General features: G+C 71.3%; 14 protein-coding genes and 1 tRNA gene. 5 read left to right on the forward strand and 10 right to left on the reverse strand.

Features of this window, described 5'->3' with window-relative positions; all coding sequences use genetic code 11:
- The first annotated feature begins 2 nt into the window (after positions 1-2).
- Positions 3-767 carry an endonuclease/exonuclease/phosphatase family protein gene (locus tag Apa02nite_RS30875; protein ID WP_203828168.1) on the forward strand — a complete coding sequence of 255 codons (765 nt, stop codon included), beginning with the start codon at positions 3-5 and terminating at the stop codon, positions 765-767.
- Positions 768-857: 90 nt separating this feature from the next.
- Here Apa02nite_RS30875 and Apa02nite_RS30880 read toward each other — a convergent pair whose 3' ends face one another.
- The gene (locus Apa02nite_RS30880; protein ID WP_203828169.1) at positions 858-2,099 is read right to left on the reverse strand and encodes an ammonium transporter; all 1,242 of its coding nucleotides are present in this window, start codon (positions 2,097-2,099) and stop codon (positions 858-860) included.
- A gap of 192 nt (positions 2,100-2,291) precedes the next feature.
- Here Apa02nite_RS30880 and Apa02nite_RS30885 point away from each other — a divergent pair, with 192 nt between their 5' ends.
- Positions 2,292-2,801 (forward strand): mycothiol transferase, encoded by a 510-nt coding sequence (locus Apa02nite_RS30885; protein ID WP_067692519.1) that lies wholly within the window; start codon positions 2,292-2,294, stop codon positions 2,799-2,801.
- Positions 2,802-2,809: 8 nt separating this feature from the next.
- Here the strand turns inward: Apa02nite_RS30885 and Apa02nite_RS30890 are convergent, their stop codons facing one another.
- Both Apa02nite_RS30890 and Apa02nite_RS30895 read right to left on the reverse strand, forming a co-directional pair.
- Positions 2,810-4,390: a GGDEF domain-containing protein gene (locus tag Apa02nite_RS30890; RefSeq protein WP_203828170.1), complete on the reverse strand. Its 1,581-nt coding sequence runs from the start codon at positions 4,388-4,390 to the stop codon at positions 2,810-2,812.
- 105 nt (positions 4,391-4,495) lie between these two features.
- Complete coding sequence (locus Apa02nite_RS30895; protein WP_203828171.1) at positions 4,496-6,049, reverse strand: fibronectin type III domain-containing protein; 1,554 nt, start codon at positions 6,047-6,049, stop codon at positions 4,496-4,498.
- A 77-nt stretch (positions 6,050-6,126) separates the two neighbouring features.
- Here Apa02nite_RS30895 and Apa02nite_RS30900 point away from each other — a divergent pair, with 77 nt between their 5' ends.
- Positions 6,127-7,026 (forward strand): hypothetical protein, encoded by a 900-nt coding sequence (locus Apa02nite_RS30900; RefSeq protein WP_067692529.1) that lies wholly within the window; start codon positions 6,127-6,129, stop codon positions 7,024-7,026.
- Here the strand turns inward: Apa02nite_RS30900 and Apa02nite_RS30905 are convergent.
- The 4 genes from Apa02nite_RS30905 to Apa02nite_RS30920 all read right to left on the reverse strand — a co-directional run bounded on the left by Apa02nite_RS30905 (position 7,023) and on the right by Apa02nite_RS30920 (position 9,363).
- Positions 7,023-7,205 (reverse strand): DUF4236 domain-containing protein, encoded by a 183-nt coding sequence (locus Apa02nite_RS30905; protein WP_067692532.1) that lies wholly within the window; start codon positions 7,203-7,205, stop codon positions 7,023-7,025. The genes Apa02nite_RS30900 and Apa02nite_RS30905 overlap by 4 nt on opposite strands.
- Positions 7,206-7,283: 78 nt before the next feature.
- Positions 7,284-7,739, reverse strand: a complete 456-nt coding sequence (locus Apa02nite_RS30910) for an RrF2 family transcriptional regulator (RefSeq protein ID WP_067692535.1) — start codon at positions 7,737-7,739, stop codon at positions 7,284-7,286.
- 66 nt (positions 7,740-7,805) lie between these two features.
- Complete coding sequence (locus Apa02nite_RS30915; RefSeq protein ID WP_203828172.1) at positions 7,806-8,711, reverse strand: AraC family transcriptional regulator; 906 nt, start codon at positions 8,709-8,711, stop codon at positions 7,806-7,808.
- 220 nt (positions 8,712-8,931) lie between these two features.
- On the reverse strand, positions 8,932-9,363 hold the full coding sequence (locus tag Apa02nite_RS30920) for an SsgA family sporulation/cell division regulator (protein WP_014446635.1): 432 nt from the start codon (positions 9,361-9,363) through the stop codon (positions 8,932-8,934).
- A gap of 276 nt (positions 9,364-9,639) precedes the next feature.
- Between Apa02nite_RS30920 and Apa02nite_RS30925 the strand changes: the two genes are divergently transcribed.
- Complete coding sequence (locus Apa02nite_RS30925; RefSeq protein ID WP_067692541.1) at positions 9,640-10,047, forward strand: TIGR02611 family protein; 408 nt, start codon at positions 9,640-9,642, stop codon at positions 10,045-10,047.
- Positions 10,048-10,110: 63 nt separating this feature from the next.
- Positions 10,111-10,182, forward strand: a tRNA-Val gene (locus Apa02nite_RS30930).
- 135 nt (positions 10,183-10,317) lie between these two features.
- Here the strand turns inward: Apa02nite_RS30930 and Apa02nite_RS30935 are convergent.
- The 3 genes from Apa02nite_RS30935 to Apa02nite_RS30945 are packed head-to-tail and all read right to left on the reverse strand — an operon-like array spanning position 10,318 to position 13,321.
- On the reverse strand, positions 10,318-11,481 hold the full coding sequence (locus tag Apa02nite_RS30935; protein ID WP_203828173.1) for an ABC transporter permease: 1,164 nt from the start codon (positions 11,479-11,481) through the stop codon (positions 10,318-10,320).
- Positions 11,478-12,173: an ABC transporter ATP-binding protein gene (locus Apa02nite_RS30940; protein ID WP_203828174.1), complete on the reverse strand. Its 696-nt coding sequence runs from the start codon at positions 12,171-12,173 to the stop codon at positions 11,478-11,480. The genes Apa02nite_RS30935 and Apa02nite_RS30940 overlap by 4 nt, the downstream gene beginning before the upstream one ends.
- Positions 12,170-13,321 (reverse strand): efflux RND transporter periplasmic adaptor subunit, encoded by a 1,152-nt coding sequence (locus Apa02nite_RS30945; protein WP_203828175.1) that lies wholly within the window; start codon positions 13,319-13,321, stop codon positions 12,170-12,172. The genes Apa02nite_RS30940 and Apa02nite_RS30945 overlap by 4 nt, the downstream gene beginning before the upstream one ends.
- Positions 13,322-13,429: the final 108 nt, after the last annotated feature.

Genomic DNA, 13,429 nt, shown 5'->3' on the forward strand with positions numbered 1-13,429 from the left:
ACATCAAGACCGGGGGAGTGGACCGCGGGCAGCGGATCCGGTTGCCGGCCATCGCCGAGGTGATCGCGGCCGAGGCGCCGGACGTGCTCACCCTGCAGGAGCTGCGCGACTTCCACCGCGACGACGAGCGGCGGATGACCGACCTGGCCGGCGCGCTCGGGATGACCGCGCACCTGGCCCGGTCGGGGTTCGGGATGCCGGTGGCGGTGCTGGTCCGGGAACCGCTGCGGATCACCCACACCGGCAGCGTGACGTGGCGGCTGCACCACGCCGCGGCGGTGGTCGTGGTCGAGACCGGCTCCGGGCCGCTCACCGTGGTCAGCACGCACCTGGACCCGTTCTGGCCGTACCGGCGGATGCGCGAGGCCCGGTGGCTGGCCGCGCGCTACGTCAGGAGCGAGCACGTGGTGCTGGCCGGCGACCTGAACGGGCTGGACCCGGTCGGCGACCACACCGAGGCGCTGGCCAGCCAGCACTCGATGTTCCGCAAACGGCACCTCTTCCCGGACGGGACGGTGGACAGCCGCGCCCTGGCCGCGTTCGGCGCGGCGGGCCTGGTCGACCTGTGGGGCACGGTGGGCAGCGGCGACCCGCGGACGGTGCCGACCACCCAGGGCGGCGGGCGCGAGTTCGGCGGGATGCGGCTCGACTACGTGCTGGCCACCCCGGCGGTGGCCGGGAAGGCCCACGACATGCGGGTGATCCGGGGCGGCGCCGCCGAGCACGCCTCCGACCACTACCCGGTCCGCGTCGACCTCGACCTCTGACCGCAGCCCGGTCCGGGTCCCCGGCTGGTGCTCAGGGGTGCCTCAAGGAACGCGAGGCACCCCTGAGCACCAGCCGGACAACCACGAGCGTCAGGTGGCGCCGGCCAGGTCGTAGGCGGACTCGCCGTGCACCGCCAGGTCGAGGCCGCCGTGCTCGTGCTCGGGGGTGACCCGGAAACCGACGGTCCGGTGCAGCACCGTGGCGATCACCCAGGTCGCCCCGAACGCGAAGAGCGCGACCGTGACCGCGGCCAGCGTCTGCCGCCCGACCAGCGAGAACCCGCCGCCGAAGAAGAGCCCGCGCGGCCCGCCGGTGGCCGTGGCGGTGGCCAGCAGACCGATCAGCACGGTGCCGAGGAAGCCGCCGACCCCGTGCACTCCGGCCACGTCGAGCGAGTCGTCCAGGCCGAGCCGGTGCTTGAGGCCGACCGCGTACCCGCAGAGCGCGCCGGCCGCCAGCCCGATCAGCAGCGCGCCGAGCGGGTTCACCGACCCGCACGCCGGGGTGATCGCGACAAGCCCGGCCACCGCCCCGGACGCGGCACCCAGCGTGGTGGCGTGCCCGTCGCGACGGCGTTCGATCAGCAGCCAACCGGCGATCCCGGCCGCGCCGGACACCTGGGTGTTGAAGAACGCCAAGGCGGCCGAGCCGTTCGCGGCGAGGGCCGAGCCGGCGTTGAACCCGAACCAGCCGAACCAGAGCAGGCCGGCGCCGAGCACCACCAGCGGCAGGCTGTGCGGGCGCATCGGCTCGGAGCGGAAGCCGAGCCGCGGTCCGAGCACGATCGCCAGGGCCAGCCCGGAGGCCCCGGAGTTGATTTCCACGACGGTGCCGCCGGCCAGGTCGAGGATCCGCAGGTGGTGCGCGATCCAGCCGTCCGGGGTGAACACCCAGTGCGCGATCGGCGCGTAGACCAGCGTCACCCAGGCGGCCACGAAGATCACCCAGGTGCTGAACCGGGCCCGGTCCGCGATCGCGCCGCTGAGCAGGGCGGCCGTGATGATCGCGAACATCATCTGGAACGCCGCGAAGATCAGGGTGGGCGACGAGCCGGTGACCGAGTCCGGCCCGATCCCGGCCATCCCGGCCAGGCTCAGGTCGCCGATCAGGCCGTGCCCGGTGTCCGGGCCGAACGCCAGCGAGTAGCCGTAGAGCACCCAGACCACGCTGACCACGGCCAGCGCCGCGAACGTCATCATCAGCATGTTCAGCGTGCTCTTGATCCGGACCATGCCGCCGTAGAAGAGCGCCAGACCGGGGATCATCAGCAGCACCATCGCCGCGCTGACCAACAGCCAGGCGGTGTCCCCGGAATCCGGTTGAGCGGGCATGCGACCTCCTGGGCCGGTGACGGATCTCCGATGGCCGCGCTGCCGGGGACCAGAGTCACCATGGTCGGTTTCGGTCTGTGGGCCTGATCGTTTCCGTCGTGTTACAGCCGTCATCACCGAGGCGTGTTCCGGATCGGCGGCACGCGGCGGGTGAGCCGTCATGCCGGTCCGGCAGGCCGCATACTCATCGGAATGACGATCGAGTTCCCCTCGCCGACCCGTCCCGCCGCCGGCGCCGCCGACGTCTTCGCGGGCTACCTGGCGTACTTCCGCGAGACGCTGCTCGCCAAGGTCTCCGCGCTGCCCGAGTCCGAGCGCCGGACCAGCCGGCTCCCGTCCGGCTGGACGCCGGTCGAGCTGGTCAAACACCTTCGGTACGTGGAACTGCGCTGGATCGAGTGGGGCTTCGAGGGTGTCCCGATCGACGACCCGTGGGGCGACCGGAACGTCGACCGCTGGTACGTCGCGCCGGAGGAGACCTTCGCCGAGCTGGCCGAGGCGCTGCGGGCGCAGGGCGCGCACACCACCGAACTGGTCGTCCGGACCGACCTGGCCACGGTCGGCCAGCCCGGCCCACGCTGGGACGGCGCCCAGCCACCCACGCTGGAGCGGATCCTGTTCCACCTGGTCCAGGAGTACGCCCGGCACGTCGGGCACCTGGACGTCGTCGTGGAGCTGGCGGTCGGCGCGGTCGGCGAATGACCGGCTAGCTAGGCGGCGATGTCGCCGACCACCCGGTCGCGGCCGGCCCGCTTGGCCGTGTAGAGGTTGCGGTCGGCCTGGGCGAGCAGGGACGACAGGGTGCCGTGCCCGTCCATCGAGGTGGTGATCCCGATGCTGGTGGTGACCGGCAGGGCGCCGGTGATCGGGCCCCAGGCGTGCGCGCGGATCCGCAGCCGCAGCCGCTCGCAGCGGACCGCCGCCTCCTCCGGGCCGATGCCGGGGTAGACCAGCATGAACTCCTCGCCGCCCATCCGGGCGGCGAGGGCCGGGCCGGGCACCGCGTCGGCGAGCATCTCGGCCACGTGCTGCAGCACGGTGTCGCCGGTGGCGTGCGACAGGGTGTCGTTGACCCGCTTGAAGTGGTCCAGGTCGACGATGGCGATCGAGATCGGCCGGCGCTCGGCGGCCGCCTCGAGCAGCAGGGCCGGCAGCCGCTCGTTGACGTACCGGCGGTTGTGCAGACCGGTCAGCGCGTCCCGGTGGGCCATCTCGCGGAAGTGCTCGCTGGCCCGGCGCGCCTCGTTGGCGTCGAACACCGCCTGCAGGGCCCGGGCGCGGGCGTCGCGCTGCACCGAGAGCAGGGCGGCGGAATCCGCGTGGAAGGCCCGGTGCTCCTCGTACGCCTCGGCGTACCGCCCGGTCGCGGCGTAGAGCGCGGCCTGCTCCTCGCGGATCCGGGCACGGATCGCGGCCAGCCCGCGCTGCCCGCAGATCCGCAGGTTGGCGTCGAGCGCGGCCTGCGCCGCCGGGTAGCGCCCGGCCAGCCGGCGCGCCAGGGCCAGGGTGAGCAGGCACTCGGCGACCGCGTCACCCTCGTTCGCCACGACCAGGTCGGCCATCACCGGGGTGAGCAGGTCCTCGACCGCGTCGTAGTGGGCGCCCATCAGCTCGACCCGGGCCATCGTGTCCAGCTCGTTGGCGCCGAACCGGTGGCCGGTCCGGGCCTGGATCTCGTGCATCTCGGCGACCATCGCCCGGGCGGCCGGCTCGTCGTTGTTCTCGTACGCGCTGTAGACCATGTTGTTCAGCGCGAGCAGGGTGGTCTCGTGGTCACCGGCGGCCATCGCCAGCGCCAGCGCCTCCCGGGCCCGGCGTTCGCCGTCGACCGGTGAGCCGGTCTCCTCCAGCGCCACCGACAGCGCCATCAGCTGCTGGGCCCGGATGCTGACCGGCCAGTCGTCGGTGAGCAGCGCGACACCCTGCACGGCGTGCTTCAGCCCGTCGGCGGCGTCACCCACGTACCGATAGAAGACCGACAGCTGGCGGTGCGCGCGGGCCAGCAGGTACGACGAGTCGTGGCGTTCCGCCCAGGCCTGCACCCGGTGCGCGGACTGCCCACCCTCACCGACCCGGCCCTCGCGCAGGTCGACCGAGGCGATCAGCAATTCGGCGCGCTGGTAGAGCTCCTCGGCGCCGAGTTCCTCGGCCTCCCGCCGTATCCGGGTGGCCGGCTCGCGCACCGTCCGGAACTGAGAATTCGCCCGGCTCTCGAGTTCCGCGACGGCGGCCTCAAGTGCTCCGAGTCGATCGAACTCGGTGGGGACACAGTTCGCCGTCTCGGTCGTCACTGTCCCTACTTCCTGTAGTCGCCGTGACGACCAACAGTCTGTCGTGACGGTGGCAGCGTGGTTCCCGGACGGGTGCAAAGCGGTTGCATGATTACTGAATCCGGCTCATCGGGCGGTGCAGACCGGCGCGGAGGCGGCGAGGCGCCCGCCGGACGACGCGACGGCGACCGTGAAGCAGTAGTCCAGCCGGTCGTTGAGGCTGTAGACCTGGAAGTCGACGGCGCCGGCCGGGAGCCGCTGGAACTCCGCCGGGGTCTGCCCGGCGCGCCCGCCGGCGATCACCACCGGCCCCCGCGCCGCTGCGGGGTACGCCCAGGTCAGGCTCACGCTCGCGCCGTTGTCCCGGAGTGTCACCCCGGACGGCGAGCCCGGCGTGCCGGGCCCCGCGGTGGCGACCGTCGGCTTGACCGGCGCGGTGGCGGCCGGTGACCCGGCCTGCGGCGTGGTGGCACCGTCCGCGTCCGGCAGGGTCAGGATCACCACGGCGGCGGCCGTCGCGACCCCCGCGGCCAGCGCCAGGGCCAGCCACACCGGGTGCCCGGAGCGCTCGCCGAACGCGCCGACCGGCACCACCTCCGGACTGTTCGGCGGCGCGGTGACGGTGGACGCGGGCGCGGTGCCGACCGGCTCGGCCCGGCCGTCCGGCCCGTAGTCGGGCGCACGGCTCCCGCGCCGGGGCGGCGGGGTGTCGGCCCGGGCGTGCCGGCCGGTCAGGTCACCCGGCAGGCTCAGGTCGCTCAGGTAGAACGGCTGCTGATAGACGGTGCCGTTCGGGTCGGTGGTCAGGTTGTCCGGTGGCGGCTGGGTGGAGTCGTCGAACGTGTCGTCCGGCGCCGGCGGGAACCGGCGGGCCGGCTTCGTCCCGGGGTCGGGGACGGTGGGCCGGCGCGGGAACGGCCGGAACCCGCCCGGGCGCAGCTCGGTGTCGTCGTTGCGCCCCGGCCGGGTCATCCGGCCACAGGTGTGCCGGCCGGAGCGCTCACCGTCGACCAGGGCGGCGGCCTGCCGGGCGAGCGGATGGTCGGCGGGCAGGTGCCGCTCGCTGAGGCGCTGGGCGGCCGCCAGGTGCTCGCGGGCCGCCGCGTCCCGGCCGCACTCGCGTTCCATCGCGCCCAGGCGGGCCAGCATCTTGATCCCGGCCGGTGAGGACTCGCCGTACTTCTGCTGGTGGCGTCGCCACGCGCCGGTCAGCCGGGCGCGGGCCGCGGCGCAGTGGCCGGCCGCGTGCTCCGCGGTGGCCAGGTCGGCCTCGGCGGCCAGCACCCGAGGCGCGTCCTGCTCGTCGATCCGGGACAGCTCGCCGACCAGGTCGTGATAGACCAGGGCGGCCCGGCCGTACTGCCCGACGCGGTGCAGGACGGCGGCGTGGGTGGCGGCCGCGGCGATGGTGCGCTCGTCGCGGGGGCCGTGCAGCTGCTCCTCGGCGGCGTGCGCGAACGCGGCCCAGAGCCGGGCCGACGGCGGGTCGCCGAGGGCGATCAGGACCCGGGCGAACAGGGCCGCGGCCACGGCGAGCTCGGCGGTGGCGCGGCGGGGGTCGGCATCCGCGGTGCGCAGGACCTCGGACAACACGGCTCGGGCGCCGCTGAGATCCCCGGACGACGTCAAGGTCTGTGCCTGTGCGGTGAGTACGGCGAGCGGAGGGGCCACGTACCTCATAGTGCTCGGGTGACTACCTTAGGTACAAGTCTTGGGGTGTCACGACCGGTGCGAAGGGGACCGGGTAGAACAACCGCATGTCTGTCACGACGGTCAAACACGAACTGCTGATCCGCCACCTGGAAGCGTGGGCCGCGGGAGCGGTGCATCGCGGCCGCCGGGCCATCTATCTGCACGGATACGCCGACACCGATGACGGTGCGGCGGCCGCCGCGGCCATCCGGGCGCTCGCCGACCTGCCCGATCTGGCCCGGGGCCGGGAGCTGTCCATGGTGGCGGTCGGTGACGACATGACGACAATCACTGATCGACTCGGCGCGGTCCAGCGGGAGGCGGGCGCCGGAGCCGGGCTCTCGGTGCTCGGGATCGGCGGCGGCACCGACGTCCGTGTCGAGGTGGCGCTCAAGGCGGCCGGCGCCACCGGCGTACCCCTGCTGGGTTTTCTGGATGCCGGGACCGCGAGTGAACCGCCTGCCGTGCGCACCGTGGCGGCCCTGGCCGTCGGCCGTCCGGCCGAAGTGCTGCTGGTGCTGGCGCCGGGTACGTCGGTCGAGCCCTATCGGGCGGCCGGATTCCCGCTGTTCACCGCGGCCGAGCTGGCCACCGGGGAGGAACCGGGGCAGGTGGTGGTCTTCGCCACCGGCTCGGGCAAGAGCCTCGAGGGTTTCAAGGAGGCACTGTGGGCGGTCGACGAATTCGCCGGGGTGCGTCTGCGCGACCTCGGCGATCCGGAACGGAGCCTGATCGACATCTCGTTGCAGCCGCACCCCGGCCCGTTGCGCCGGGAACTTCTGGCGCGCCTGGCCGAGGTGGGTGCGGCAACGGTGAGCGACCTGCGGACCTTCACGCTGACCGAGACGGTCTACCGGGCCGCGGACGCGACCCGGGTGTTACGGCTGATGCTCGAAGCCGGGGTGGTGACCCGCAGCCCCGAGACCGGCCGGCTCGGTGGTGACGTCCAGATCACCGCGTCCTAGCGGGACTTGGACTTGTCCTGCTTCCAGGAGAGCGGGCCGGGCAGGTCGACGCGGTGGGCACGGGCCTTGGAGTTCCAGGACCAGCGACCGATCTTGATGCTCCAGGACGAGAAACCGTTCTCGGTGAAGTTCAGGATCAGCGGGCCGAACTTTTTGCGGCTGCGGAACATGAGGCCCATCGGAACGTCTCCTTCGAGGGGGAACAGTTGTGCGATCGCACCCTGAATTCCCTATCGGACGTTTCGACAAACGTGGTTTTACCGAGGTTGCCAGGCGTCCGGCCGCGTGGTCAGTTTGCGGACGTGCGCCGGCATCCGGCCACTGATCAATTCGGCCAGGCTGACCTCGTCGACCACCTCGCGGACCGCGGCTCGCACCGCGACCCAGAGGTTGGGCAGATTCTCGGCGGCCCCCGCGTACTGGGTCTCCTCCGGGCGGAGGCCGCGCACACCGGCCAGCGGGCCGTCGACGGCCCGCAGGATCTGGCCGATCGTCACGTCCCGCGGTGGGTGGGACAACGTGTACCCACCCTCGGCGCCGCGCTGCGCCCGCACCACCCCGGCGCGGCGCAGATCGGCGAGCACTGCCTCGAGGAACTTGCGAGGCATTTCCTGGTCTTGGGCGATGGCTTGGGCGGACATCAATGACGGGTAGGCCTGCGCCAAGCTGAGCGCTGCCCGGACCGCGTAGTCGCCGCGCGCGGAGATCTGCACTCGGCTATTCTGCCTCGCCCACGCATCCCCGGTGCACATACCCCAGGGCGATATGGGAATTAACTTTCAGTCAGCGGGCAGTCTCTGTCCGGGAATGCCACCCGGACGGTCGGCGAATCGGGCCCGGAACTGGCCCGGGCTCAAGGCGGTCTCCCGATGGAAGAACCGGCCGAAGTTCGTCGGTTCGCCGAACCCCAGGATCCGGCCCACCTCGGCCACCGACAGATCGGTGGCGGCCAGCAGCCGGCGGGCCTGCAGGGCCACCCGGTCGTCGACCACCTGTTTGGCGGTCCGGCCGGTCACCGACAGGCTGGCCCGGGTCAGGGTGCGCACCGAGCAGTTCAGCTCGGCCGCGTAGTCCTCGACCCGGCGGCTGGACGGATAACCGTCCTCCAGCCGGCGGCGGAACCGCTCGAACGTGCGGCTCTCCACGTTGCCGGGGTCGTCCCCGCCGCTGTCCAGCAGACGCACCCGCAACAGCAGGGCCGCGAGCTGATGGTGCAGCAGGGCGGTGGCGATCCGGCCCGGTGGGCCGGCCGCGTCGGCGGCGAGGTGGTCCATCGCCGCGCGGAAGACCTCCGGGTCCGGGAGGACCAGAGGGGTACGGGCCGGACCGTCCGGATCATCCGGTGTCAGGCCCGGGAGTTCCTCGGATGCGAACAGTCCGGCCCGGAAGACGATCGTCACGGCGTCGTCGCGCCGCTTGTCGTCCCCCGCGTGGCGTTCGCCCGGGATGTCGAAGTGGATGGCCTGGCCCGGACGTACCCAGAGGAGGGTGCCCGGTCCGGCCAGATGGGAGGTGAAATCGACGTCGACCAGCAACGGCCCCGTGGTCGTCAGCACGAGTGCATGGCACTCGAGCAACCCGGTGGCGGCTCCCGCCGCCACCGGCAGGGCGCAGCCACCGACCCCCGCCCAGGTGGGCGGTTCACAGTCAGGTGCACGCTCGGCGCGGTGAGTGAGTACAGGCATCGTGCCTGACGGTAACCGTCGATGGACGTCGACGCATCCCTTACTGCACCGACCGGGTTATATGTCCGTTTAGTGCCTCGGTATTCGCTATACGTCCGATTCCGATCTCTTTTCGGAGATCCGGACCTTTCCCGGATAAAGGGCGACCCGCACGGACCGGCAGAGGCCGTGCGGGTCGCCCTGTTCACATGCGATCGGTACTTCTAGGTGACGCTGCCCCTCACCGTCCGGCGAGCAGGCGATTGACCGCCGCGTCCACATCCAGGTGGTCTGATTCCCGTCCGCGCGGCACCACCACGTAGGTGCGCCGCAGGAATCGGACGAGGACGCTGCGCGGCACTTCGAACAGCGCGTTGCCGTCGGGTGACGACAGCGCCAGTGCGACGAAATCCCCTCGCGGTGTGGCCCACGGCCACACCCGGACATCGCCGATACCCGCCGGCTCATCGAGCCCGGTAACCAGCAGTTCCCGCGCAAAGGACCAGCTCACGGCTTCCCCACCGGCTGATTCTGCGTGGAACAACACATGTACCGCATACGGGTCCGCCGGGTCGTAGCGCAGACTGGCGCGAACGGGCAGTGCCGTCGCGTCTGGTGCTACGAGCCGCAGCGAGGTTTCGACCTCGACGGTCGTTGGACGAATGGTACTCATGGACGAACTCCCCCCGGCACCGCTGCGAGGCTGGTGAACCCCGCGTTTCCCATACTCAGGTGATCCCTGTCGTTACGCTCCGCCATACGCTGATCTCACCCAGTAGTGGGAAGACGGTTCCGAAAAGCCCGCCGTCCAGGACGCAATTAGATATCTTGTCCTGTTATGCCCATGTACTCGGTTCCGCCCGGCGTCGGGTGGTCCAGCAGTTGACTTACTCCGGTAACGTCCATTCCTCCCGGGTAGTGACGGGGCTCCGGAACACTGGGGGATGAAATGGGTGTAAAACCGGACGACGAGGCTACGGGCGTGCGTCTGCTCGACCGTATCCGTTCGAACCCGAGCGGGCGGCTGGCTCTCAAGATCGGCATCGGGGTGCTGGGCACCCTCGTGGTGGCGGTCGGCATCGTCCTGATCCCGTTCCCCGGGCCGGGCTGGGCCATCGTGATCCTCGGCCTGGCGATCCTGGCGCTCGAGTTCGCCTGGGCGAAGAGTCTGCTCGAGTTCACCAAGCGGCACGTGCTGAGTTGGACCCACTGGATCGGCCGGCAGAGCTGGCCGATGCGTGGTCTGATCGGCGTCCTCGGGATGATCTTCGTGACCGCGGTGGTGTGGGGTGCCCTCCGGCTCAGCCTGGGCATCGACCTGATCCAGGTCGCGCAGGACTGGCTGGCGCAGCGATGACACATGGTGGGAACCCCGATTCGCGCGGCGGGAAAGCCGTCCGGTAGAGTTCTATCTCGTTGAGGGCGATTAGCTCAGCGGGAGAGCGCTCCGTTCACACCGGAGAGGTCACTGGTTCGATCCCAGTATCGCCCACAAGTAGTTTGAGCTGCGAAAAGGTCCACCGCGATGATCCAATGCGGTGGACCTTTTGTCATGGTTCCGGGATCAGGATTGTTCTGTTTCCTGCCTGACTGCTCCCAGGAGGGGACTCTTCAGCAGGTGTAGCCGTCACGAGGCGAGCGCCTCAGTGGGCGTCAGCCGGGCGGCGTGGACGGACGGGTAGACGCCGGCCACGCCACCGACCACGATCGAGCCGGCCAAGCCGGCGAGCAACGCCGGTAGTGGCATGACCAGCGGCCAATCCTGGTGGAGGGCATAGGCTGCCGTGAGTAGTAGTCCCAGCGCAACGCCCGCCGCGCCGCCGAGGGTGGACAGGACGACCGCCTCGGTGAGGAACTGGGCCCGTATCTGTCCTCGGCTGCTGCCCAGGGCTCTTCGCAGTCCGATCTCGGAGCGGCGTTCGAGCACGGAGATGACCATGGTGTTGGCCACACCGACCCCGCCGACCAGCAAGGCCACCGCCGCGAGGGCGAGCATGAGCACGGAGAAGGTCGACTCGGCGGCGCGTTTCGCGGCCAGGGCGTCGGACGGCCGGGTTACGGTGACCGTGTCCGGACGTTCCGGATGCACGGTTTCCGGCAGCACCGCCCGGACCGCCTCCACCGCGTCCTCCCTGACCCTTACGAAGATCATGGTGGGCCCACCCCGGTAGCCGAGCGTCGTTCGCGCGGTCTCCCAGCCGACAAGCACGGATCGGTCGATCTCGGGGGAGAGGGCGATCGTGTCCAGGATTCCGGTCACCGTGAACGGGTGGTTGCCGATGACGACCTGCTGGCCGGGGGTGTCGAAGCCGAGCCGGACGGCCGCTACCGAGCCGAGGACCACGGTGGGATAACGCTGCTCAGCCGCGGTGAACCAGTGCCCGGATCGGACCCGTGCGCGCAACACGTCGAGCAGGTCGGACCGGGTGGCGCGGACGATCAGGCCCGAGCCGTCGGCCGGGTCGAGGCGGTCCGAGCGGCGCACCAGCGCCGAGGTGCCGGCGACGGCACTGACCGCGGTCACGGGGCCGATCCGCTGCACCATCGCCACCGACTCGGCGGGCAGCGGGATCGGCCGATCCTGCTGGGCGGGAACGATCTGCAGCATGTCGGCGCCCAGCGCGGCCAGTGTGCGTTGCAGGGCGGCGCCGCTCGACGCGGGGATGCCGGTCACCACGACCATGGTGGCGATGCCGATGGCGATGCCCAGCGCGGACAGAGCGGCCCGCGCACGCCGTGTACGGACGCCGAGCAACCCGAGTTCGAGCAGGTCAAGCGGTTTGAGCCTCATCGGTCGGACACCAGACGTCCGTCCCGGATCTCGACACGCCGCGGTAGTGCGGCGGCGATGTCGCGGTCGTGGGTGATGACGGCGATGGAGGCCCCCTCGGCGTTCAACCGGCGCAGCAGTTCGAGTACGGCCTGCCCGTTGCGGGTGTCGAGGGCACCCGTGGGTTCGTCCGCCAGCACGAGGTCGGGGTTGTTGACCACGGCGCGGGCGATGGCCACCCGTTGCCGCTCGCCCCCCGAGAGTTGATGGGGACGGTGGTCGACACGGTGGGCCAGTCCGACACGGGCGAGTGCCTCCCGCGCCATCGGGCGTCGCTGTCGTCGCGGCACGCCGGCGTAGAGCAGGCCGGTGGCGACATTCTCCGTAGCGGTAAGCCCACTGCTCAGATGGAACTGTTGGAACACGAAGCCCAGCCGCCGGCTGCGCAGCTCCGACAGCTGCCGGTCGGATAGGCCGGCGACGTCGTCCTCGCCGACCAGCACGGTGCCGGCCGTCGGGCGGTCCAGGGTGCCCATGACGTTGAGCAGGGTCGACTTTCCTGATCCGGACGGGCCGACGATGGCCAGCAGGTCGCCTTTCCGGATCGTCAGGGAGACGTCGTCGAGAGCGGTCACGCCGCCGGGATAGACCATGCTGACGTCCCGCACGCCCAGTACCGGCGTCGCAGCGGCGTGGGTGCCGTAGACGGTCATGAGGTGGTCACCACGCGGGTGCCCTCGCTCACCCCGGCGCCGCTGACCTCGACCAGCCCGCCGGCGAAGATCCCGGTCTGCACCTCGACCAGTCCCCCGCCGGCCACCTGTACGGCGTAGCCGCCCTCGGCCAGGGCGACCAGCACGCCGACGGGCGCGGCCAGGACGTCACGGTGGGTCTCCCCGGGAAAGGTCACCTCGACCGGGGCGGCGTCCAGGTTCGTGACCGCCGACGGGGCGTCCAGCGAGATGGTCAGGGTGAGTTTCGGGGCACCGTCGGGGTCGTCGGTCACCGCGGTCGCGACGGTGTCCACCTCTCCGGGCAGCGTCTTTTCGTCCGGCAGCCGGATCTCGACCTTGTCGCCCCGTCGCATGCTCGCGGCCGCGGTGGGCTCGAGGTCGACGGTGACGACCTTGCTCGTGGAGGTGACGGTCAGGATCGCCGTCTCGGCGCTGTCGCCCACCTGTGCGATGGTGCTCTCCACGCGTACCGCCCCGGGCAGCACCGCGACGTCACCGATCCCCAGGGAGCCCGAGGGGAGGAGTCCGGCGTGGTCGCGCCACTTCTTGATCGCCCGGAGCAACGTCGGCGTGAGCACGTCCTCGCCCTTGCGCACCGTGACCCAGGTCGTGACCGAGGCGGGCGGCGTGGCCGGCTGTCCGGTGCCGGGCCCGGCAGAACCCGCCACGGCTGGGGCGCTCTGCTCCTCTGCGGTCACGGTGGTCGTCTGCCGTACGCGGTCACCGGGCTGGTGACGCCGCCCCACCGCATAGCCGAGGGCTTGGAGGTTCTCGGCCACCACGCGCACGTCACGGCCCACGGTGTTGACCTTGTCCAGCGTACGGAAGAGCGGGGTGTTGCCGTAGAGGAGCGGAACCGGGTCGTCGTCGACGCGGTAGAGCGTCCCGCCGCGTTTCAGTGTCCTGCCCGGCGGCGGTAACCAGGTGAGGATGCCGGGACGGCCGCCCTTCACCTGGCGGGCGGTCCCGTGCCCCAGCCGGCCGGCCAGGGAGATGCTCGTTGACATGTCCTGCCGGACGAGCTCCGCAGTGGCCAGGGCCGACGGCGGTGTCGCCGGGTCACCCGTGTCGTCACGGTGGCGTGCCCACCAGGCCGCGACGACCGTCGTACCCACGATCAGAACCACCGCCAGAACGATCGGTGCTCTTCGGCTCCTACTCATGGCCGAGATCATGAGACCTCGACATCAGGATCCTGTTTGGCCTCGGTGAGCCGCCGAGCGCCATCGGATCCG

This window comes from Actinoplanes palleronii (assembly GCF_016862315.1).
GTDB classification, from domain to species: domain Bacteria; phylum Actinomycetota; class Actinomycetes; order Mycobacteriales; family Micromonosporaceae; genus Actinoplanes; species Actinoplanes palleronii.

Bases quoted from the DNA above. Each gene is read 5' to 3' on its own strand.
- Apa02nite_RS30880 (WP_203828169.1), bottom strand. From the start codon at position 2,099: ATGCCCGCTCAACCGGATTCCGGGGACACCGCCTGGCTGTTGGTCAGC.
- Apa02nite_RS30885 (WP_067692519.1), top strand. From the start codon at position 2,292: ATGACGATCGAGTTCCCCTCGCCGACCCGTCCCGCCGCCGGCGCCGCC.
- Apa02nite_RS30895 (WP_203828171.1), bottom strand. From the start codon at position 6,049: ATGAGGTACGTGGCCCCTCCGCTCGCCGTACTCACCGCACAGGCACAG.
- Apa02nite_RS30900 (WP_067692529.1), top strand. From the start codon at position 6,127: ATGTCTGTCACGACGGTCAAACACGAACTGCTGATCCGCCACCTGGAA.
- Apa02nite_RS30905 (WP_067692532.1), bottom strand. From the start codon at position 7,205: ATGGGCCTCATGTTCCGCAGCCGCAAAAAGTTCGGCCCGCTGATCCTG.
- Apa02nite_RS30915 (WP_203828172.1), bottom strand. From the start codon at position 8,711: ATGCCTGTACTCACTCACCGCGCCGAGCGTGCACCTGACTGTGAACCG.
- Apa02nite_RS30920 (WP_014446635.1), bottom strand. From the start codon at position 9,363: ATGAGTACCATTCGTCCAACGACCGTCGAGGTCGAAACCTCGCTGCGG.
- Apa02nite_RS30925 (WP_067692541.1), top strand. From the start codon at position 9,640: ATGGGTGTAAAACCGGACGACGAGGCTACGGGCGTGCGTCTGCTCGAC.
- Apa02nite_RS30935 (WP_203828173.1), bottom strand. From the start codon at position 11,481: ATGAGGCTCAAACCGCTTGACCTGCTCGAACTCGGGTTGCTCGGCGTC.
- Apa02nite_RS30940 (WP_203828174.1), bottom strand. From the start codon at position 12,173: ATGACCGTCTACGGCACCCACGCCGCTGCGACGCCGGTACTGGGCGTG.